Origin of the sequence: Leifsonia sp. fls2-241-R2A-40a (assembly GCF_030209575.1) — a bacterium.
Taxonomy (GTDB): Bacteria; Actinomycetota; Actinomycetes; order Actinomycetales; family Microbacteriaceae; genus Leifsonia.
On sequence record NZ_JARVRS010000001.1, the window covers coordinates 2,209,574 to 2,230,061 of the forward strand.

The 20,488-nt window shown below is 71.7% G+C and carries 19 protein-coding genes; 6 read left to right on the plus strand and 13 right to left on the minus strand.

Annotation, left to right across the window (positions count from 1 at the left end):
• Positions 1 to 130: 130 nt before the first annotated feature.
• From QRN40_RS10985 to QRN40_RS11000, 4 genes are read right to left on the minus strand one after another with little or no spacing between them, the layout of a single operon-like run.
• Positions 131 to 451, minus strand: a complete 321-nt coding sequence (locus tag QRN40_RS10985; protein ID WP_285115669.1) for a CHY zinc finger protein — start codon at positions 449 to 451, stop codon at positions 131 to 133.
• Positions 448 to 1,059 (minus strand): energy-coupling factor transporter transmembrane component T, encoded by a 612-nt coding sequence (locus QRN40_RS10990; RefSeq protein WP_285115670.1) that lies wholly within the window; start codon positions 1,057 to 1,059, stop codon positions 448 to 450. The genes QRN40_RS10985 and QRN40_RS10990 overlap by 4 nt, the downstream gene beginning before the upstream one ends.
• The gene (locus QRN40_RS10995; RefSeq protein WP_285115671.1) at positions 1,053 to 1,745 is read right to left on the minus strand and encodes an energy-coupling factor ABC transporter ATP-binding protein; all 693 of its coding nucleotides are present in this window, start codon (positions 1,743 to 1,745) and stop codon (positions 1,053 to 1,055) included. The genes QRN40_RS10990 and QRN40_RS10995 overlap by 7 nt, the downstream gene beginning before the upstream one ends.
• Positions 1,742 to 2,401 (minus strand): biotin transporter BioY, encoded by a 660-nt coding sequence (locus QRN40_RS11000; RefSeq protein WP_285115672.1) that lies wholly within the window; start codon positions 2,399 to 2,401, stop codon positions 1,742 to 1,744. Before QRN40_RS11000 ends, QRN40_RS10995 begins: the two co-directional genes overlap by 4 nt.
• Before the next feature lie 116 nt (positions 2,402 to 2,517).
• Between QRN40_RS11000 and QRN40_RS11005 the strand changes: the two genes are divergently transcribed.
• Complete coding sequence (locus QRN40_RS11005) at positions 2,518 to 3,075, plus strand: TetR/AcrR family transcriptional regulator C-terminal domain-containing protein (RefSeq protein ID WP_285117481.1); 558 nt, start codon at positions 2,518 to 2,520, stop codon at positions 3,073 to 3,075.
• Here QRN40_RS11005 and QRN40_RS11010 read toward each other — a convergent pair.
• Positions 3,056 to 3,436: a DUF3566 domain-containing protein gene (locus tag QRN40_RS11010; RefSeq protein ID WP_285115673.1), complete on the minus strand. Its 381-nt coding sequence runs from the start codon at positions 3,434 to 3,436 to the stop codon at positions 3,056 to 3,058. The genes QRN40_RS11005 and QRN40_RS11010 overlap by 20 nt on opposite strands.
• Positions 3,437 to 3,670: 234 nt before the next feature.
• Entirely contained in the window at positions 3,671 to 4,300 is a 630-nt protein-coding gene (locus QRN40_RS11015; RefSeq protein ID WP_285115674.1) for a ScbR family autoregulator-binding transcription factor, read from the minus strand.
• A gap of 104 nt (positions 4,301 to 4,404) precedes the next feature.
• On the opposite strand from QRN40_RS11015, the gene poxB reads away from it, so the two are divergent.
• Positions 4,405 to 6,138, plus strand: a complete 1,734-nt coding sequence (gene poxB / locus QRN40_RS11020; RefSeq protein WP_285115675.1) for a ubiquinone-dependent pyruvate dehydrogenase — start codon at positions 4,405 to 4,407, stop codon at positions 6,136 to 6,138.
• Positions 6,139 to 6,160: 22 nt separating this feature from the next.
• On the opposite strand, the gene QRN40_RS11025 is transcribed toward poxB, so the two are convergent.
• The 3 genes from QRN40_RS11025 to QRN40_RS11035 form a co-directional block, all read right to left on the minus strand.
• Entirely contained in the window at positions 6,161 to 7,924 is a 1,764-nt protein-coding gene (locus tag QRN40_RS11025; RefSeq protein ID WP_285115676.1) for an LCP family protein, read from the minus strand.
• 130 nt (positions 7,925 to 8,054) lie between these two features.
• Positions 8,055 to 8,561, minus strand: coding sequence for a MarR family winged helix-turn-helix transcriptional regulator (locus tag QRN40_RS11030; protein WP_285115677.1), 507 nt, complete (start codon positions 8,559 to 8,561; stop codon positions 8,055 to 8,057).
• A 40-nt stretch (positions 8,562 to 8,601) separates the two neighbouring features.
• Positions 8,602 to 9,147: a hypothetical protein gene (locus QRN40_RS11035; RefSeq protein WP_285115678.1), complete on the minus strand. Its 546-nt coding sequence runs from the start codon at positions 9,145 to 9,147 to the stop codon at positions 8,602 to 8,604.
• 79 nt (positions 9,148 to 9,226) lie between these two features.
• Here QRN40_RS11035 and QRN40_RS11040 point away from each other — a divergent pair, with 79 nt between their 5' ends.
• Entirely contained in the window at positions 9,227 to 9,823 is a 597-nt protein-coding gene (locus tag QRN40_RS11040) for an NADPH-dependent FMN reductase (RefSeq protein WP_285115679.1), read from the plus strand.
• 40 nt (positions 9,824 to 9,863) lie between these two features.
• Here the strand turns inward: QRN40_RS11040 and QRN40_RS11045 are convergent, their stop codons facing one another.
• From QRN40_RS11045 to QRN40_RS11055, 3 genes are all read right to left on the minus strand, one after another.
• Entirely contained in the window at positions 9,864 to 10,640 is a 777-nt protein-coding gene (locus QRN40_RS11045; protein ID WP_285115680.1) for a DNA-formamidopyrimidine glycosylase family protein, read from the minus strand.
• Positions 10,641 to 10,724: 84 nt separating this feature from the next.
• Positions 10,725 to 15,470, minus strand: a complete 4,746-nt coding sequence (locus tag QRN40_RS11050) for an ATP-dependent helicase (RefSeq protein WP_285115681.1) — start codon at positions 15,468 to 15,470, stop codon at positions 10,725 to 10,727.
• 63 nt (positions 15,471 to 15,533) lie between these two features.
• Positions 15,534 to 16,184, minus strand: coding sequence for an alpha/beta hydrolase (locus QRN40_RS11055; RefSeq protein WP_285115682.1), 651 nt, complete (start codon positions 16,182 to 16,184; stop codon positions 15,534 to 15,536).
• A 115-nt stretch (positions 16,185 to 16,299) separates the two neighbouring features.
• Here QRN40_RS11055 and QRN40_RS11060 point away from each other — a divergent pair, with 115 nt between their 5' ends.
• The 3 genes from QRN40_RS11060 (at position 16,300) to QRN40_RS11070 (ending at position 18,397) form a co-directional block, all read left to right on the plus strand.
• Positions 16,300 to 16,881 carry an NUDIX hydrolase family protein gene (locus tag QRN40_RS11060; protein WP_285115683.1) on the plus strand — a complete coding sequence of 194 codons (582 nt, stop codon included), beginning with the start codon at positions 16,300 to 16,302 and terminating at the stop codon, positions 16,879 to 16,881.
• A gap of 75 nt (positions 16,882 to 16,956) precedes the next feature.
• Positions 16,957 to 17,820 carry an alpha/beta fold hydrolase gene (locus QRN40_RS11065; protein WP_285115684.1) on the plus strand — a complete coding sequence of 288 codons (864 nt, stop codon included), beginning with the start codon at positions 16,957 to 16,959 and terminating at the stop codon, positions 17,818 to 17,820.
• Positions 17,813 to 18,397: a TetR/AcrR family transcriptional regulator gene (locus tag QRN40_RS11070; RefSeq protein WP_285115685.1), complete on the plus strand. Its 585-nt coding sequence runs from the start codon at positions 17,813 to 17,815 to the stop codon at positions 18,395 to 18,397. Before QRN40_RS11065 ends, QRN40_RS11070 begins: the two co-directional genes overlap by 8 nt.
• Before the next feature lie 331 nt (positions 18,398 to 18,728).
• On the opposite strand, the gene QRN40_RS11075 is transcribed toward QRN40_RS11070, so the two are convergent.
• Positions 18,729 to 20,366 carry a DEAD/DEAH box helicase gene (locus tag QRN40_RS11075; protein WP_285115686.1) on the minus strand — a complete coding sequence of 546 codons (1,638 nt, stop codon included), beginning with the start codon at positions 20,364 to 20,366 and terminating at the stop codon, positions 18,729 to 18,731.
• Positions 20,367 to 20,488: the final 122 nt, after the last annotated feature.

Genomic DNA, 20,488 nt, shown 5'->3' on the forward strand with positions numbered 1-20,488 from the left:
AGGGTCCGCCCGACCCCATGGCGAAACTCCTCCGTTCCGCACGACATGCCGCCGGCCGACGCACCCTCTCCTCCCTGCGTCACCGTGAACGGAACGGAGGAGGGGGATCCGGGGGCCTATCGGCCGGGAGTCAGGCCTCGAAGTAGAGGTGGGCGTGGAGGCTGCAGCCCGGGTTGAACGGGGCGGCGCAGCGCGGACAGTCGTCGGTGGCGAGGTACTCGGCGATGGTCAGCTCGCTCCCGCAGACGCCGCAGAGCACGGCCTCGCGGTCGCGGTCGTGGCGTGGCCACTGCTGCGCCGGGTGCCCTGCCGCCTCCGCATGGCACAGATGGCACGGGTAGTACTCGCCGCAGCACGCGAACCGGATCGCGATGACGTCGAGCGGCGACCGGTAGTGGATGCAGCGGGTCTCGTCGTCGACGACCGGCCCGAGCACCCGCGGTCGCGTCACCGGACGCCCCGCGCGGACAGCGCCTCGCCGAGCTGGTCGGCGTGCTTGAGCGACAGGATGAGGAACGGCACCGCGAAGAAGCGTACGCCGGGGCGCACGCCCCGCGCCCGCTGCGCCTCGCGCACCTCACCGGCGAGGCGGGCGAGCACCGGGACCGTCGTGATGGTCACGGTGAGCAGGACCGCAGCCCGCTCCGAGTCGAAACGCAGGCGGTCGAGCGGGCGGAGGCCGCGCTCCACCGCATCCAGCAGGTCGGTCACCCGGGTCGTCAGGGACAGCAGCCCGGCGAGCAGGACCGCTGCCGTCACACGGGTCGTATTGGCGACCGCCGGCTCCGGCCCCAGGAAGATCAGCTGCAGGGCGAGGGTGACGACGATCAGCCAACGCAGCGCCACCGTCTGGCGTGCCAGCTCCCGCATCCCGAGCATCCCGTCCCGCAACCCGGCCGCGGCGTAGACGACCACGACGACCGCGGCGGCCACGGCCGCCGCCCACCAGCGCGACGGCAGCAGTGAGACGCCGAGGACGAGCACCAGGAGGATGAGCAGCTTGGGCCCCGCAGGCATCCGGTGCAGGAGGCCGTTGCCCGGCCGGTAGAGGCTCAGCACGCGAGCGCCGCCTCGTACTCTGCGATCACCTCGGCGGGCCCGCCGACCGCCTCCACGCGCCCGCCGGCGAACAGGACCGCGACCTCGCAGCGCGCCGCCAGGCCGAGGTCGTGGGTCACCAACAGCAGCCGATGACCCTCGTCCGCCAGCAGGTGGTCGGCCACGAGCCGGGCGTTGCGGGCGTCCAGGTACGTCGTCGGTTCGTCGGCGATCACGAGGTCCGGACGGCGCACGAACGCACCCGCCAGCGCGAGCAGCTGCTTCTGACCGCCGGACAGCTCGTGCGACGACCGCTCACGAAGTCCGCTGAGGCCGAAGCGGTCGAGCGTCTCGTCAACGCGCCGGCGCGTCTCGTCCCGGCCGAGCCGGTCGGGACGCAGTGAGAAGGCGACGTCCTCGGCGACGGTCGGCATGACGATCTGCGCGTCGGGATTGCTGAACACGACGGCGACACGGCGCCGCAGCTCGGCCGCCTGCCGCACCGGGTCGAGGCCCAGGATGCGCGTGGTGCCCGCGGTCGGCGGCACCAGGCCGGCCGCCAGTCGCGCGAACGTCGACTTGCCCGACCCGTTCTCTCCCACGACGGCGATGGTCCGCGCATCCAGGTCGAGGTCGACGCCGCGCAGCGCATCGACGTCGCCCAGGCGGACGCCGACCTCGTCGAGCAGCAGGGCCCGCTGCGTCACGGCACCCGGCGCTCTGCCGGCTCCGGGGCGGCGGGCGCGCCGGCGCCCGCACCGTTCGCCCCGCGCGGGCTCGCCCACGTCCGCCGGAACGCGCGCGGGTACGCCCGGACCAGGGTCATCACGATGACTGTCGCGATCACGGCCTTGGCCAGGTCGCCGGGGACGAACACGAGACTGGACTTCGCGATCACGTCGAGCGGCAGCCGCAATACCAGGCTCGTCACCGGCACCCCGAACGCATAGACGACGAGGATGCCGCCCACGATCATCCCGACCAGGGTCCGCCACCACACCGGCTTGCGGTTGCCTGCGTGGACGATGAGCCCGATGACGAAGGCGCCGGCGATCCAGCCGAAGAGGTAGCCGGCGGTCGGGCCGACGAAGACGCCCAGGCCGCCCGTCCCGCCGGAGAGGAGCGGGAGCCCGAGGGCGACGAGGGCGAGGAGCACGGCCATCGAGAGAGCGCCGAGCCAGGGTCCGAGGATCGCGCCGGCGAGCATCACGCCGAGGGTCTGCGCCGTGATGGGCACCGAGCCGAAGACGCTGATGCCGCCCGGCAGCCCGAGCACGGCGACGATGGCCGCGAAGACCGCGACGCGGGCGAGGTCGGTGGCGTCGAGACGGCGGCGCGGGGCGGAGGGAGCGGGGAGGGTCATTCGAGCATCCTTACCTGAACGGTGTTCACCTGAACGGTGTTCACCTGAACGGTGTTCACTATAGTGAGAACGTGGCAGCGAACGAAACCGGACGACGGCACACCCGCGACGACGTGGTGGAGGCGGCCCTCCGCATCCTCGACGACCTCGGACTGCCCGACCTCACGATGCGCCGCCTCGCCGCCTCCCTCGACGTGCAGCCCAGTGCGCTGTACTGGCACTTCCCGAACAAGCAGACCCTGCTCGCGGAGCTGTCCGACCGCATCGCGGCCGCGCGCCCGGCCGCGCCCGTGGAAACCGACGACTGGCAGGATGCCGTTCGGGCCGAGGCGGCGGCGCTCCGGGATGCGCTGCTCGCCTACCGCGACGGCGCCGAGGTGGTCTCCAGCACCCTCGCGCTGGGGCTCGGCTCGCCGGAGCCCGTCGACCGCCTGGCCCGAGCCGTCGCCCGCGGCGGGTTCGACGCCGAGACATCACGGCGTGCGGCGACCGCGCTGCTCCACTTCGTGCTCGGGCACGTCTCGCACGAGCAGCAGCGGCTCCAGTACGACTCGCTCGGGGTGCTCGCCGACGGCGAGACCTCGCCCCTGGACGAGGACGACCCGGCTGCGGCCTTCGCCTTCGGCGTCGGGCTGCTCGTCGGCGGCCTGGAGCTCAGTCGCTCCCGAACGTGACCTTCCAGCCGCCCACGACGTGGACGGCCAGATTGAACAGGGCGGCGAAGATCGCTCCCAGCGCCGAGACGACGATGACTTCGAGCAGCGCCACCACGAGCGTGAAGGTCATCACGTTCGGGAAGGTGAGCCCCGCCACCAGGTCGGCACCCTGGGCGCCCGCGATGTCCTCGAGGAAGCTGCTGGCGGTCGCGACCACGCCGAAGCGCTCCAGTGCCGCCCAGAGGGCGAGGCCGATCACGACGGTGATGGCGGCCACGATGATGCTGACGAGGAATGACATCTTCAATGCGGACCAGAAGTCGACATAGACCAGCCGCATCGTCGCGCGCTTCTTCTGCTTCGTGCCCCGTGACGGCATGCGGCCCCTCCCCATGATGCTTACGCCGTCGCCGGCGCTCCCCGCCGGGCAAGTCTATGGGACGGCACCGGGTCGCCCGCGCCGCCCGCGCCGGAGCGCGCTGGGCGTCGGCCGAGAGTCCATACCGATCGTCCGGTTATGGCGTAGAATGCAGGTAAACCTCCGACGCGGCCGTAGCGGATTGGGGGCGCTGCGGCCGGGTCGGTTCGGTTGTCTGCGGTCTGCGTCGTCGGGTCAGCGGACCAGCTGCGGCAGACTTCGCAGCCGCTCGAAGCGCGACGCGGGCACGATCCCGGGCAGCAGCACCGTCCACAGGTCCCTGACCCGATCCATCAGATCCGCGCGTCGCGACACCGTCTCCGACAGGAGCTGCACGCCGGTGTAGGCCGGCACGATGACACCGGCGAGCATCCCCGGGTCGATCTCGGGACGCAGGTCGCCCTCGTCCGCCGCCTGCCGGAACAGCGCCTCCGCCGTCCGCAACCAGTCCTGATAGGGCTCGGTCACCGGCGGGTCGAACGACGAGACGTCCGTCGTCAGCCGGATGCCCGCGTGCACCACCGGGTCGTTCAGCAGCTGCCGCGCGAGCACGACGCTGAGCAGGACCATCGTCTCGAGCCCGGGGCGCCCCTCCTCGATCACCGCGGCCGACGCGGTCATCGTCCTGCGGTGCTGCTCGGCGATCACCGCGCGGGCGAGCTCGTCTTTCGACGGGAAGTGGAAGTACAGCGCCCCCTTGGTCACGCCGGACTCCGTGGCGATGTCCGCGATCGAGGCGAGACCGTAGCCACGACGGCCGAACACGGCGGCGGCACCGGCAACGATCATCTCGCGCGTGACCTGCGCTCGCACCTGCTTGACCATGATGCGCTCACGTTAACCCACAGTTGCTATGCGGTGGATGAACGATTCACGTCCCCGGCGTAGCGTTGCCCCTGCACGCACCGCCTTTTCGAGGGGAGACCGCCATGCCCACCGTCGCCGACACGACCGTCGAGATATTGCGGGATGCGGGGGTCACCCGTGTCTACGGGATCCCCGGAGACTCGCTCAACGGCTTCACCGACGCGATCCGCCGCAACGACGGCGTGACGTGGGAGCACGTCCGGCACGAGGAGGCGGCGGCGTTCGCGGCCTCGGCGGAGGCTGCGCTGACCGGCGAGCTCGCGGTGTGCGCCGGAAGCTGCGGACCGGGCAACACGCACCTCATCAACGGGCTCTACGACGCCAATCGCAGCCGCGTGCCCGTGCTCGCCATCGCGGCGCAGATCCCCGGCGCGGAGATCGGCAGCGGCTACTTCCAGGAGACGCACCCGCAGGAGCTGTTCCGCGAAGCCAGCGTCTACACCGAGCTCGTCAGCCAGGCCGACCAGATGCCGCGCATCCTCGAGATCGCCATGCGGACCGCGATCGAGCGCCGCGGGGTGGCGGTCGTGGTCGTCCCCGGCGAGATCTTCCTCGCCGACAGCGCCGGCCGCCGCAAGTCGGCGCCCATCACGTTCTCGCCGCGGGTCACCCGGCCGACCGATCCCGAGCTGCAGGCGGCGGCCGACATCCTCAACGACGCCAAGCGCGTCACCATCCTCTCCGGCGCCGGTGCGGAGGGTGCGCACACGCAGCTCGTCTCCCTCGCCGCAGCGCTGCAGGCACCGATCGTGCACGCCATGCGCGGCAAGGAGTTCATCGAGTACGACAATCCCTACGACGTCGGGATGACCGGACTCCTCGGCTTCTCCTCCGGCTACCGGGCGATGGAGTCGTGCGACGCGCTGCTCATGCTCGGGACGGACTTCCCGTACCAGCAGTTCTTCCCGTCGAAGGCGAAGATCGTCCAGGTCGACATCCGCGGCGAGAATCTCGGGCGCCGCGTCCCGCTCGACCTCGGGCTGGTCGGAAGCGTCAAGGACACGGCGGAGGCGCTGCTGCCGCTGCTGAAGGAGCGCAAGGACCGCAAGCACCTCGACGCCTCGCTCTCGCACTACTCGAAGGCGCGGAAGAGCCTCGACGACCTCGCGGTCAACGACCGCAACCGCACGCCGATCCACCCGCAGTACGTCGCCCGGCTGGTGAGCGAGCTCGCCGCCGAGGACGCGGTGTTCATCCCGGACGTGGGATCACCGGTCGTCTGGGCCGCCCGTTACCTGCGCATGAACGGCCGGCGCCGACTGATCGGATCCTTCACCCACGGCAGCATGGCCAACGCGCTGCCCCAGTCGATCGGCGCCCAGACGGCGTTCCCCGGACGGCAGGTGGTCGCGCTCGCCGGAGACGGCGGCCTCGCCATGCTGCTCGGCGAGCTCCTGACGCTGCGGCAGAACAAGCTGCCGGTGAAGATCGTGGTCTTCAACAACTCGTCGCTCAACTTCGTCGAGGTCGAGATGAAGGCCGCCGGTTTCGTGACCTTCGGCACGGGCCTCGAGAATCCTGACTTCGCGCAGATCGCTCAGGCCGCCGGGTTGCACGGACAGCGGGTGGAGAAGCCGGATGAGCTCGAGAGCGCCCTGCGGACCGCGTTCGCGCACGACGGCCCCGCGCTGGTGGATGTGGTGACCGCGCGTCAGGAGCTGAGCATCCCGCCGGCGATCACCGCCAAGCAGGTCGCCGGCTTCACGCTGTACGCGCTGCGCACCATCATGAACGGCCGCGGCGACGAGCTCATCGACCTCGCCGACACGAACGTCTTCCGCCGCCTCTTCGACTGACGCCACGGGGCCTGGCGCGGGGCTAGTTGATGCAGACCTGGGAGCTGTAGTTGCTGGCCGGGCCGGACGGGGTCGCGCTCGGGGCCGGCGCCGCAGGAGCGGCAGGGGCCGCGCCGGGCGCGGCGGGAGCGGTGGGCATGATGCCGTCGTCGCCGAGCACGACGGTGACGGTGCTCACCGAGTCCGTCTGCTGAACCGACGCACCCGGGAGGAAGGCCGCGACCGCCTTGGCCTGCGCCTCCTGGCCGGACTTGTACTGGATCACCGTCGTGGCGCGGGTGTCCGCATCGCCCGCGGGACCCGTCTTGAAGCCCGCAGCCGCGAGGGCCTGCGTCGCCGTGGTCGCGGCGCCGTTCGCGCTGCCACCGTTCAGCACCGTGACTGTAGTGTCGGCCGGCTTCGCGGCCGTGGCGTTGTCGTACGCGCTCGGCGTGCCCATCAGGCTCTGGATGAACGCAGGCATCGCCGCCGTGTCGACCTCGACGATCGAGATGTCGTCGCCGTCCACCGTGATCGTCGGAGTCCCCGAGATCGGGATGGTCGCCGACTGGATCTTGCCGCCGGTGAGCCCCTGCAGTTGCGCGCCGAGCTGTAGGAAGTTGAGTCCGGGGTCGGTCTCCAGGGAGCCGCTCACCGCATCCAGCACGTTCGTCAGCTTGCTCGGGTTCAGCAGCGTTCCCGCGGACAGGAACTTGTGCGCCTCGACCGACAGGAAGTACTGCTGGCGCACGACACGGTCGAGGTCGCCGCGAGGAAGGCCGTGCCGCTGGCGCACGAACGACAGGGCCTGCTTGGCATCGAGCGTCGAGACGCCGGCCGGGAAGTTCGCCCCGGAGTACGGGTCGTCCACGGCGTTGTTGAGACACACCTGCACCGGGCCCAGCGCCTGCGCGATCGTGTAGAAGCCGAGCAGCGACACGCGGACGTAGTGATCGATGCTCAGCCCGGTGAGATTCTGCACGGTCTGGATGAGCAGCTTGGCGCCGCTCGCCGCATCCGTCCCGCCGCCGCCCAGCGAGAAGGCCGCGTTCAGCTTGTTCATGCCGTGGCCGGGCACATCCACCCACGAGTCACGCGGCAGCGAGATGAGCGTCGCCGATTTCCCGTTGGCGGGGATGTGCAGCACCATCATCGTGTCGGTGTTCGTACCGCCGCCGTCGTCGGTCGTGCTCAGCTGGTCGAGTTCGGCCTGGCTCGCGCCGTCCGGTCGGTGGTCGTCGCCGACCAGCAGGATGTTCTGGTCCTGCCCGTCGACGTCGTTCGCGGGCTTGGAGATCACGTCGACGTGCTTGACGCCGCCGACGAACCGGAAGTAGCTGTACGCGGCGTACCCACCGAGGACGATGAGCAGCACCGCCAGCGCGCCGGCCGTCCAGGCGATGATGCGCTTGGTGCGACGGCGCTTGCGCGGGGCCGTGCCGCGGCCACCGGGTGTGCCGGGGCCGCCGGTGGTGTCCCCGTCGTTTCCGCCGTTTCCGTTGCCGCCGCCGTTTCCGCCGCTCCCGTTGCCGCCGCGCCGGCCCGCGCCGTCGCCGCCGAGCCCCGGGGCATCGCCGCCGAGGCCGAACGGGTCGAACGGCGCGCCGCCGCTGCCCGCTGCGCCGCCGCCCGCTGAACCTCTGCCCGTTGCGCCTCCGCCGGTCGGCACTCCCGAGGCCGGTCGGGTGGCGCGCACGGGGCGGCGCGGGTCCGCGGACGGCACACGTCCGAAGACCTCGGTCGGGGGCAGCTGCTCATCGCTGCCGCCTGCACCGGGTTCTGGGGCGGGGATATTCGGGCGTCGCACACGGAAACGCTAGGCGGCGCCGCCTTGGAAGGGCCTGGTTTCCCGCGGTGTTCCCGACGAATCGCCAGGATTTCCGTGTCCGTCTCCCAGCGGAACCTCGGATGCGGTCGCCCCGGCCCTGCGAGAACCTTCAGTCGTCGCAGTCCTCCGGTGGTGCGCAGTCCTCGCCGTCGATCGCCGCGTTCATTGTCTGGGCGATGCCGAGCAGCGCCTCCTGCTGGTCCGGTGTGAGGGCGTCGAACAGGATGCGCCGGATCGTGGCCGAGTGCTCGGGGAGCGCGCGCACCACGACTCGGCGGCCCTCGCCGGTGAGGTGGACCCAGCTGGCCCGGCGGTCCTCCGCGCACTCCTGCCGGTCCACGAAACCGCGCGCCGCCATCCGCGTCACCTGGTGGGACACGCGGCTCTTCTCCCAGCCGGTCGAGTCGACGAGATCGCGCACCCGCAGCCGCCGGCCCGGCGAGCGGACCAACGCCATCAGCACCTCGAGCTCGGAGATGGAGATGCCCTCGTCGTGCTGCAGCTGCGCATCCAGCGTGCGATCGAAGCCACGGCGCATCAGGTGGAAGGCGCGGAACAGCTCCAACTCGTCATCCGAGAGCTTCCGTGGATCGGGACGGGTGCGCACGGTGGCCATACTTCATCCTGACACGCCCGGGAGGGGTGCACGAGGAGGCTCAGTGCACGAGTGCTTCGAGGAAGACGACGAGCACGCCGAGCGCGACGAGGACGAGAAGGACGGCGAGCTGCCGCCATCCCGAGAGCCCGGTTCGTGCGACGGCGATGCGCGCGATCACGGCGAGGGAGGCGATGAGAGCCGCGATCGCGACGATCAGCCCGGTGCGGTCCTCGATGACGTCGAACACGGCCAGCCCGACGGCGATCAGCGGCACCACCAGTACGCCGAGGGCGCGGGATGACACCGCGAGCATGTGCCGGAACTCTGCGGCGGAGGGGAGGGTGTTGTGCACGATCATGTGCGAGACGAGGTCGGAGGCGAGGCCCGCCAGCAGCACGCCGATGACTGAGATGACGAGCGTCCACAGCACGGTGGGGGAGTCGAGCGCTTCGCCGTGGGAGTTCATCGCCATCAGGATCGCCAGGGCGGTGAAGGTGACGTAGATGCGTTCCCGCAGCCGGTCGCCGGCCTGGCGCCGCTCCTCCTCGCTGGCGTCGACCGGGAGATGGATGTCGTCGCTGCGGTGAGCTCGCTCGTCGGACATGCGGCGAGCCTAGCGGGAATGATCCACGCCCCGGCGTGGTTCCAGGTGGGTGACACGTCATCAAATCGGAAAGGCTGACATGACGAAGATCGCCATCATCATCGGTAGCACGCGCCCCGGGCGCAACGGCGAGGCTGTCGCCCGCTGGGTCTACGACAACGCCACGAAGCGCGACGGCGTGGAGTACGAGCTGGTCGACCTGAAGGACTGGGACCTCCCGCACCTCGACGAGGCCATGCCTGCCGCCATGGGCCAGTACGCGGGCGAGCACACCAAGGCGTGGGCGGCGAAGATCGCCGAGTTCGACGGCTTCGTGTTCGTGACGCCGGAGTACAACCACAGCACCTCTGGCGCGCTCAAGAACGCGATCGACTACGTCGGCGCCGAGTGGTACAACAAGGCCGCCGGTTTCGTGAGCTACGGCGTCTTCGGTGGCGCACGCGCCGTCGAGCACCTGCGCCTCGTTCTCTCGCAGCTGCAGGTCGCCACGGTCAGCGCCCACGTGGGCCTGAGCCTCGCACACGACTTCGAGAACTGGCAGCTGAAGCCGACCGACCAGCAGACCGCGGCCCTCACCCCGCTGTTCGACCAGGTCGAGTCGTGGTCCGCCGCCCTGCAGACGGTTCGCGCCGATGCCGAGCTCGCTGACCAGGACGAGGAGGAGGCCGCCGCCTAAGGCGCCCTCTACCGTCATAGCGTCGTTTCTGCCCGGTCTGCTATTTCTGGCAGACCGGGCAGAAGTACGTCACCCGCTCTTCCAGCTCGGTGCGCCCGAGCGAGCCGCTCTGGATGGGCGTGCCGCAGCGGCGGCAGGGCTGTCCACGTCTTCCGTAGACCCAGGTGTTCCGTCCGCGACGGGTGTCGCCTGTGGTGACCCGCAGGCTGCGGTCGCGGTTCGCCGTGATGAGGCGACGCCCGAGGTCGACGGCCGCCGGGAGGTCCGCCTCCCGCGTCGGGCGCGTGGGCAGCATCCCGCGCAGGAAGCACAGCTCGTTCGCGTAGACGTTGCCGAGGCCGGCCAGGTTGCGCTGGTCGAGCAGGGTGACGGCGATGGGGACGTCCGGGTGCTCGGCGAGCCGGCGAAGCGCTTCGTCGGCGTCCCAGTCCGGGCCCAGCAGATCGGGACCGAGGTACCCGACCACGTCGTCTTCCCGGTCGCGCGGGATCACCTCGAGCACGCCGAGCTGGAATCCGACCGCCTGGGCGTCCTCCGTCCGGAGCACCGCGCGTGCCTGGTAGCCGGGATGCCGCCACCGGCCGTCCGGCGCGTACACCTCCCAGGTGCCCTCCATCTTGAGGTGGCTGTGGATGGTGTGGTCGCCGACGTGCATCAGCAGGTGCTTGCCGCGACTCACCACCTCGTCCATCCGCTGGCCGGAGAGGTCGACCGTCGCGTAGGCGGGCACACGGAAGTCGGTCTCAGTGAGGATGCGGCCGCCGAGCGCACGGTGGAGGCGCTGCGCCGCCTGGTAGACGGTGTCGCCTTCAGGCACCCGCGCCTCCTCGGCTCGCGGCTCCCCGCCTGGCGGCTCCCCGGCTCGCGCTTTCCCGGCTCGCGGGCCGTGCGATCGCGGCTGTCATCCGCGCAACCTCAGCCCGCGTGGTGTCGCCAGGAAGCCCGCCTCCGAGAGCGCGTCGCCGAGCGGTGAGCCGAGCACGAAGCCGCCGTTGACGGTCTCGACGGCGACCTTGTCCACGCGGCGCGAGGTGACGAGGGCCGCGAGGGCGCGTGCGGCCGCCCGAAGCACCTGGGCGGAGTCCTCCTCGCCGGGCTGGCTGTTGTCGGCGGCAGCGTTCCTACCGTCGACGCCCGCCTCGGCTCCGCCGCCCGCCCCGGCGACGAAGCACAGCAGGCTCTTGCCGCCGCGCTCGACGTAGATGGCCAGCTCGCCGTCGACCAGCACGACGAGCGCTCCCGCCTTGCGTCCAGGGCGGTGCCCCGTGCCCGCCTCACCGGGGATGGCCGGCCAGGGGAGCGCCGCGCCGTAGGCGTTGGCCGGATCGGTCGCCGCGAGCGCGACCGCCTCGTAGGGCCGCTCCTGCGTGTGGTCGCGCGAGTAGGAGCGGAGCCGGTCGACGGTCGCACCACTGGCGAACTGCGCGCCGCCGAGCGTCTCGATGAAGTAGCCGCGACGGGCGCGTCCGGTCTCCTCGAATCCGCTGAGCACTTTGTACGCGAGGGCGAACCCGCCGGGCGTGCCCTCGTTCATGACCGAGCCGCGCGTGACGACGCCGTACCGATCGAGCAGGGTCTCCGCCTGGCCGTGGGCGCGGACGGTGGACTCGAGGTCGCGCTCGGGCAGCAGCGACCAGCGCCCGGCGACCGTCGGCGGACCCATGCGCGTGACCATCGCCGACCGCGTCGCGGCCCGGCCCCGGTACATCCGCGCCCGGGTCGGCTGGCGGGGACGCTTGTGCGCGCCGGACCCACCGGCCGTCAGCGTGCGCAGCGGCGCGAGGGTGTCGTTGGTGACGCGCCCGGCCCAGACCAGGTCCCACAGCGCGGTGACCAGTTCGGAGTCGTCGATCGCCGAGCCGCGCTCGCTGCCCAGCGTGTCGGAGAGCTGCCGGAAGAAGTAGCCGCCGCCGCGCGCGAGTGCTTCCAGGATGCCGCGCTGCAGCTCGTCGGGCTCGTGATCGGAGGGCGGGGCCAGGGTCAGCGGGGCCGAGTCGGCCAGGTGCAGGCTGATCCACCCGTCGTCGCCGGGGAGGCTGCCGTCGCCCGCCCAGATCACCTCGCCGGTCGCGGTGAGCTCGTCGAGCATCGCCGGACTGTAATCGGCGACCCGGCTCGGAAGGATGAGCGACTCCCACGCCGACGCCGGGATGCGCGCGCCGGCCAGTTGCTCGATCACGGAGGCGACCGCATCCACCCCGCGCAGAGTGGAGCCGACGTGCTGCCACTCGGGCAGGAACCGCCCGAAGGTGGTCGTGTCGACCGGCTCGACTTCGTGACGCAGGGCGGCGAGCGACATCCGCCGGAGGCGCCGCAGCACCTCGGCGTCGCTCCACTCGCTGCCGTGCGCATGCGGACGGAACTCCCCCTCGACCACCCGGCCGTCCCGGGCCAGACGGCGCAGAGCGTCATGGATGATCGCGGGACCGAGCCCCAGCCGCGAGGCGATGTCGGCCGTTTCGAACGGACCGTGCGTGCGCGCGTACCGGCTGACCAGGTCGCCGAGGGGGTCGTCCACCGGTTCGACGAAGGCGATCGGCACGCCGATCGGAAGCGGGACGCCCAGCGCGTCACGGAGCCGGCTGGCGTCCTCGATCGCCGCGAAGCGCTCCACTCCGGCGATCGTGACGGCCAGCGCACGCCGGGTGTCGACCAGGGTCGCGAGGTGCGCCCCGGCCGTCGCACGGTCGGCGTGCGGCGCGGAGAGCAGCGCCTCGTCGCTCGTGGCGTCGTCCGTCCCGGCCTGGGCGGCCGCCTCCACCGCCACATCCCCTTGCAGCCGCTCGGCCACCTCGTCCACGGTCAGCGGCCCGAGCAGGCGCAGCAGATCGGCGACCCCTTCGACTCCGCGCACGCGCCGGTCGGGAGCGAGCCGCTGCAGCTGCAGCTCAACGCGTTCGATCACCACCGGGTCGAGCAGCTCGCGCAGCTCCGCCCGGCCCAGCAACTCGGCCAGCAGGCCGGCGTCGAGCGACAGTGCGGCGGCCCGTCGCTCGGCGAGCGGACTGTCGCCTTCGTACATGAACGCAGCGACATATCCGAACAGGAGCGACCGCGCGAACGGCGACGCCGTCTCGGTCGCCGCCTCCACGATCCGGATGCTGCGCTGCTCGATCTGCTTCGCCACCTCGGTCAGCGCGGGAAGATCGTAGACGTCTTGCAGGACCTCGCGGATGGTCTCGAGGATGATCGGGAAGCTCGGATACTTGCGTGCGACATCCAGCAGCTGGGCGGCCTTCTGCCGCTGCTGCCAGAGCGGCGACCGCTTCCCCGGGTTGTACTTCGGCAGCAGCAGCGCCCGTGCGGCCGACTCCCGGAAGCGCGACGCGAACAGCGCGGAACCACCCACTTCGGCGGTCACGAGCTCGTCGAGTTCCTGCGGCTCGAAGACGAACAACTCTCCGCCCGGGGGCTGCGCCTCGGTGTCGGGGATGCGCACCACGATGCCGTCGTCCGCCGCCATCGCGCCCGCGTCGATCCCGTACCGCTCTCGTACCCGCGCCTGCACCGCCAGCGCCCACGGCGAGTGAACCGGCATGCCGAAGGGGGAATGCAGCACGACCCGCCAGTCGCCGAGCTCGTCGCGGAAGCGCTCGACCACCAGCGTTCGGTCGGTCGGGACGTGGCCGGTCGACTCCTTCTGCTCCCGCAGGAACGCGAGCAGGTTCGAGGTCGCCCAGGCATCCAGCCCGGCCTCGACGCAGCGCAGTTCGGCGTCGGCGGGGGATGCGGTGCTCAGCTCGCGCACGAAGGCGCCGACCGCCCGGCCGAGCTCGGCGGGCCGGCCGATCCCGTCGCCCTTCCAGAACGGCAGACGCCCGGGCTCGCCGAACGCCGGCGTGACGAGCACGCGGTCGTGGGTGATCTCCTGGATGCGCCAGCTGGTCGAGCCGAGCGCGAAGACGTCACCGACCCGCGACTCGTAGACCATCTCCTCGTCGAGTTCGCCGACGCGGCTGGCCTTCTCGCCGACCATGTACACGCCGAACATCCCGCGATCCGGGATGGTGCCGCCGCTCGTCACGGCGAGCCGCTGCGCACCGGGCCGACCGGTGATCACCCCGGTGTCGCGGTCCCAGACCACACGAGGACGCAGTTCGGCGAACTCGTCAGACGGATAGCGACCGGCTAGGAGGTCGAGCGTGGCGTCGTACGCGCTCCGCGGCAGCGTCGCGAAGGGCGCGCTGCGCCGCACCGTGTCGTACCAGTCGTCGGCGTCTATCGGCTCGAGCGCCGTCGCGGCGACCGTCTGTTGCGCCAGGATGTCGAGTGGGTTGGCGGGCACCTTCAGGGACTCGATCAGCCCGGCCGTCATCCGCTCCGTGGCGACCGTCGAGTGGATGAGGTCGGCGCGATGCTTCGGGAACACCACGCCGCGGGAGATCTCGCCCACCTGGTGGCCGGCGCGGCCGACCCGCTGCAGTCCGCTCGCCACGGACGGCGGCGCCTCCACCTGGACGACCAGGTCGACCGCCCCCATGTCGATGCCGAGCTCGAGGCTGGAGGTCGCGACGACGCAGCGCAGCCGCCCGGACTTGAGGTCGTCCTCGATGAGGGCCCGCTGCTCCTTGCTCACGGAGCCGTGGTGAGCGCGGGCGAGCACCAGCGCGTCGGCGTCGGCGTCGGCGACGGTCCGCGATCCCTGGGTCTGCCCGGAGCCGCCCATGAGTTCGGCGGGCGCGCGGCGAGGTGCGTCGTCGGCGGTTCCGCCGAGCACCCGCTCCTCGTAGATCTCGTTCAGTCGCGCGGTCAGCCGCTCGGCGAGGCGCCGGGAGTTCGCGAACACGATCGTCGAGCGGTTCTCCAGCACCCGGTCGACGATGGCCTCTTCGACGTGCGGCCAGATCGAGCCGGCCTGCGGCGGGGAGCCGTCGCCGGGGTTCTCGCTCGCGTACGTCGAGGTGCCGAGCTCGCTCATGTCTTCCACCGGGACGACGACGCGGAGGTCGAACCGTTTCCCGGCGGGAGGCGCCACCACCTCCACAGGCGCACTTCCGGCCAGGAATCGGGCCACCTCCTCCGGTGGCCGCACCGTCGCCGACAGGCCGATGCGCTGCGCCGGCCGCTCGAGCAATTGGTCGAGGCGTTCGAGCGACAGCGCCAGATGCGCCCCGCGCTTCGTGGAGGCGACGGCGTGCACCTCGTCGACGATGACCGTCTCGACGGAGGTGAGCGTCTCCCGCGCTTGCGACGTCAGCATGAGGAACAGCGATTCGGGAGTGGTGATCAGGATGTCCGGGGGGTTCGACACCAGCGCGCGACGGTCGGAGGCGGGGGTGTCTCCGGAGCGGACGCCAACGCTCACATGCGGCGGCTCGGCTCCGAGGCGCTTCGCCGTCTGCGTGACGCCGACCAGCGGGGCGCGGAGGTTGCGCTCGACGTCGACTCCGAGCGCCTTCAGCGGCGAGATGTACAGCACGCGCGTGCCGGGCTTGCCGTCGGCCGGCCGCGGTTCGTTTGCGAGCCGGTCGATCGCCCAGAGGAACGACGCCAGCGTCTTGCCCGAGCCGGTGGGGGCGATGACGAGCGCGTGCTTGCCGTGAGAGATCGCCTCCCAGGCGCCTTCCTGCGCGGCCGTGGGCGCGGCGAACGCCCCACGGAACCATTCTCTGGTCGCCGGGGAGAACCGATCGAGGACGTCGCCCATCCCTCCATCCTGCACCCGGCCACCGACACTGTCAGGGGCCGGGTGCAGACCTGTGGAGAACGCTCAGCGAGGCAGGTTGCCGCGGATGAACGTCGAGATGTCGCCCAGTTCGAGCGGCGAGATCGCGTGCCCCATCCCCTCGTAGATCCGCGCGTCGAGGGCGGTGTGGTCGGGCAGCCACTCGCTGGTCCGGTCGAGCGACGCCACGGGGATGGTGTCGTCGAGCGTGCCGCGGCCCCAGAACACCGGGACGCGGGCGTCCGCGAGTTCGGCGTCGCCGGGCTGCGCGCCCTTCACGACGAAGCCGGACAGCTGCACGGCGTAGTCGAAGCGCTCGGGGGCGAGCCGGAGGAGCTGCAGCGCCATCGCGCCGCCCTGGGAGAAGCCGAGCAGGCCGGTGGGGACGTTCGGCTGCTCGTCGAGCCAGTCCAGGACCGCCCGAGCCGCCGCGTCGGCATTGCCCGCGAGAGGGTCGCCCGGCACGTTGGTGAAGCGCGAGAACCACGCGAAGCCCGGGCCCTCGGGGATGGGCGCCCGCAACGAGGCGATCACCGGCTCGAGCGGCAGGTAGGCGGCGATGCCGAAGAGGTCGGCCTCGTCGGATGCGTAGCCGTGCAGGAGGACGAGGAGGGGCCGGCCTACGCGGTCGCGTTCTGAGGCGGACCAGAGGACGGCGTCGCGGTCGATACGCAGGTCGGGAGCGGGAAACGGCACCCTCCATTCTGTCCCTGGATGCCGAACCGTCCACAGCCCCCGTCGGAGTGGCGCTCATCCACAGATCGTTCCGCCCTTCGTAGGCCCCAGCGGTGGACGTCCGTAGGATTCATGCATGAGCGTTCGCACCCCGGATCCGGACCCGACTCCCGACCCGCTGCCCGGCGACGGCCCCCAGCCGGGTCCCGCGTGGCTGTCCGACATCGAGTTGGAGCAGATCCGCCGTCGGCTTCCGCTCCTGTACGTCGAAGCGGTGCCCGTGCGGGTGGACGGACTCGGGCAGGTGACCGAGGTGGGCATCCTGTTGCGCGCGAACGCCGTCGGCCAGATCACCCGCACTCTGGTGTCCGGGCGTGTGCTGTACGGCGAGACGTTGAGGGAGGCGCTCTTCCGCCACCTCGAGAAAGACCTCGGGCCGATGGCGTTCCCGCAGCTTCCTGCGAGCCCCGTCCCCTTCCAGGTCGCCGAGTACTTCCCCATGCCGGGCGTCTCCCAGTACACCGACGAGCGCCAGCACGCCGTGTCCCTGGCCTACGTCGTTCCGGTGACCGGCACATGCGACCCCCGGCAGGACGCTCTCGAGCTGACCTGGATGACGCCGGAGGAGGCGACGTCGCTGACGGTCTCCGAGGAGTTGGAGGGCGGCCGCGGCGCGCTCGTGAAGGCCGCGATGGCCTCGCTCGGCCGCATCGCCTGACGGGCCTCCCGCGACGTCTCCCGGGTTTTGGGAAATGTCTTGTGCTTTATGGCTAATGGTATTAGCTTTACGGCTATGAACACGTCAGTCGAGTCGCAGGTCCACTTCCTGCAGCGCCCGGAAGGGCGCGTGAGCTACACCGTCGAGGGCACAGGCCCTCTCGTGGTCGCCGTTCCCGGCATGGGCGACCTCCGCTCCAGCTTCCGCGAGCTCGTCGCCCCGCTGCTCCAGGCGGGTTACCGCGTGGCCGTCACCGACCTCCGGGCGCATGGCCAGTCGGACACCACCTTCCGCGAGTTCGGCGACATCGCCACGGCGCGCGACCTGATCGCGCTGATCGAGGAACTCGGCGGCCCCGCCGTCGTGCTCGGTAACTCCATGGGTTCGGCTGCCGCTGCCTGGGCCGCGGCGGAGCGACCGGACCTGGTCGCCGGGCTGGTGTTCTACGGGCCGCTCCTGCGCGACCCCGCGATGGGCCGCGCCGCGACCGGCGGGCTGCACCTCCTCTACCGGGGCATGTTCGCGAAGCCTTGGGGCGCCGGGGCCTGGGCCGGCTACTACCGCAAGACGCTCAACCGCGGGCGGACGGCGCCGTGGCTGGATGCGCACACCGCGAGCATCCGTGCGTCGCTCTCCGAACCGGGCCGGCTGCGCAGCTTCCGGCACCTGACCCTCCAGCTCACCCACTCGGTGGTCGAGCCCCGGCTGGCCGAAGTGAAGGTCCCGATGCTCGCCTTCGTGGGCGATCTCGACCCGGACTACCGGGACGTCGCGGCCGAGCGCGAGTGGATGCGGTCCGTCGGCGTCGAGGTCGTCCCGGTCGCCGAGGCCGCACACTACCCGCACACGCAGCGCCCGGATGTCACCGTTCCCGGCACGCTCGCGTACCTCGCGAAGCGCCGCACGTCGGACGGCTCGGCGTGGGCGGCTCGTGCCTAGGGCCGGACTGACGAGGGCGGCCGTCGCCTCGGTCGCCGTCGAGCTGGTCGACGAGGGCGGCACGGACGGGTTCGACCGGCTCACCCTCGCGGCGGTCGCCGGGCGGGCGGGCGTCGCCGTCCCCAGCCTGTACAAGCACGTCGCGTCGCTGGGGGACCTGCGTCGCGCAGTGTCGACCGAGGCGATCACGGAGCTGACCCGGGTCCTGGCCGCGGCGACGATCGGCCGCGCCGGGCCGGACGCGGTGCGCGCGGCGGCGGACGCCATGCGTGCATTCGCCCACCAGCATCCCGGCCGCTATGCGGCGACACAGGTGGCGCCCGACCCGGACGACCCCGCCGATGCCGAATTGCGCGCCCGTGCGGCCGAAACGCTCACCGTGCTGTCCGGCGTCCTGCGCGGGTTCGGCCTCCCCGAAGACGAGCTGGTCGATGCGATCCGGATGCTGCGGAGCGCCGTCCACGGTTTCGTCACCCTCGAACTCGGCGGCGGCTTTGGCCTCCCGGACGACCTCGACCGCAGCTACGCCGTCCTGATCGAGGGCATCATCGCCGGCGTCGAGCGCCTGGCGGCGTAACCAGCGGACGTTCGGCAGGACCGCCGCCCTCCGACCCACCGCGGCACAGCAGGAGTCTCGCGGCGAACGAGCCCATCCCTCCGACGTTGGGTCGCGGATCTCCGACGGTGGCTCGGGATGGGCGTTGCGTCGGAGCATGGCCGCCGATCCTCCGACGTACCGCGGTGTGGCAGGTGTTTTGGGGCGGAGACGCGCATCCGTCCGACGTTGTGTGGCGGATCTCCGACGATCGCGCCGCGCCGCACCGCCCACATCCATTCACCCGCCGCCCCCGAAACGCAAACGAGCGCCCGGCCCCGAAGGGCCGGACGCTCGCCGGAAGGGTAGGGCCTCAGCCCTGGGCGCGACGCGAACCGTTGCCGCGACGCACCGAGCCGTCGCCGCGCGCTGCGGTCGCGCGCGGAGCGCCGCCCGAGCGGGCGCCGCCGTCGCGTTGGCCCGCGGGCTGCGCGCTGCGCTGGCCGCCGCCGGTGCGCGAACCCGCGCCCTGCGCTGCGCCTGCGGGGCGCTGGCCCCCGCGGCGACGCGAACCGCCGGTCGCACCGGTCGCCGAGTCGCCTCCGCGCGAACCGTAGCCCGAGCCGCCCTGGCCGCCCCGACCACCGTCGCCGCGACCACCGTCGCCACGACCCGAGCCGCCCCGACCCGAACCGCCGCCGTTGCCGACAGCGGCGCCGCCGCCGTTGCCGCCGCCGTTGCCGCCCCCGCGCCGAGCGCGCTTGCGCTGCGCGTTGGCGCCCTGCGACGTTCCGCCGCCGGTGGCCGGACGCTGCTCCTGCAGCGACGGCGCGACGCGCGGTGCCACATCGCCGACGAGCGTGACGACGGCGGCGGAGGAGGCGGTGACCCGCTGCGGCGTGGCCGCGATCGCGGCCTTGCGCAGCAGGGTCTTCACGTCGTCGGCCTGCGACGACATCATGACGGTGACCACGTCACCGGCGCTGCCGGCGCGAGCCGTGCGGCCCGAGCGGTGCAGGTACGCCTTGTGCTCCGCCGGCGGGTCGACGTGGACGACCAGTTCGACGTTGTCGACGTGGACTCCGCGGGCGGCGACGTCCGTTGCGACGAGCACCTTCACGCTTCCGTCGCCGAAGGCGGCCAGGTTGCGGTCGCGGGCGCCCTGCGCAAGGTTGCCGTGCAGGTCGACGGCCGGGATGCCGGACGCGGTCAGCTGCTTGGCGAGCTTCTTCGCCTGGTGCTTGGTGCGCGTGAAGAGGATGCGGCGGCTGGTGCCCGAGGCGAGCGCCTCCACCAGGGCCTTCTTCTCGTCGGCGCTGTCCACCTGGAGCACGTGGTGGGTCATCGCCTCGACCGGGCTGTTCTCGTCGTCGACGGAGTGCAGAACGGGGGAGTGCAGGAAGCGGGTGACGAGCTTGTCCACGCCGTTGTCGAGGGTGGCCGAGAACAGCAGTCGCTGGCCGTCCTTCGGGGTGGCGGACATGATGCGGGTGACGACCGGCAGGAAGCCGAGGTCGGCCATGTGGTCGGCCTCATCGAGCACGGTGATCTCGACCGCGTCGAGGGAGACGAAGCCCTGCTTCATCAGGTCTTCGAGGCGGCCGGGGCAGGCGACGAGCACGTCGACGCCGGCCTTGAGCTCGGCGACCTGCTTGTTCTGCGAGACGCCGCCGAAGACGGTCGAGACGCGCATCCCGTACGCGTCGGCCAGCGGGCGGAAGGTCGCAGCGATCTGCGTGGCGAGCTCGCGGGTGGGTGCGAGCACCAGGGCCAGCGGGCGTCCGGGGCGGCGACGGCCACCGGCGAGCACGGTGCCGAGGCGCGCGACGAGGGGGAGGGCGAAGGCGATGGTCTTGCCGGAGCCGGTCTTGCCGCGGCCCAGCACGTCCTTGCCCGCGAGGGCGTCGGGGAGCGTGTCGGCCTGGATGGGGAACGCCGTGGTCTTGCCGTCGGCCGCGAGGACCGCGACGAGAGGGGTGGGTACGCCGAGTTCGGCGAAAGTCTGAGTCAAGGGGGGTGCCTTTCGGGCATCGTCCCGGTCGGCATACGGCGGACCGGGCTGGGTGGCGAGCGCACCGAGCGGCGCGATCGTTCGCCGTATGAAGAGAAGCGTGCGGGGCGGGGGTCGAAACG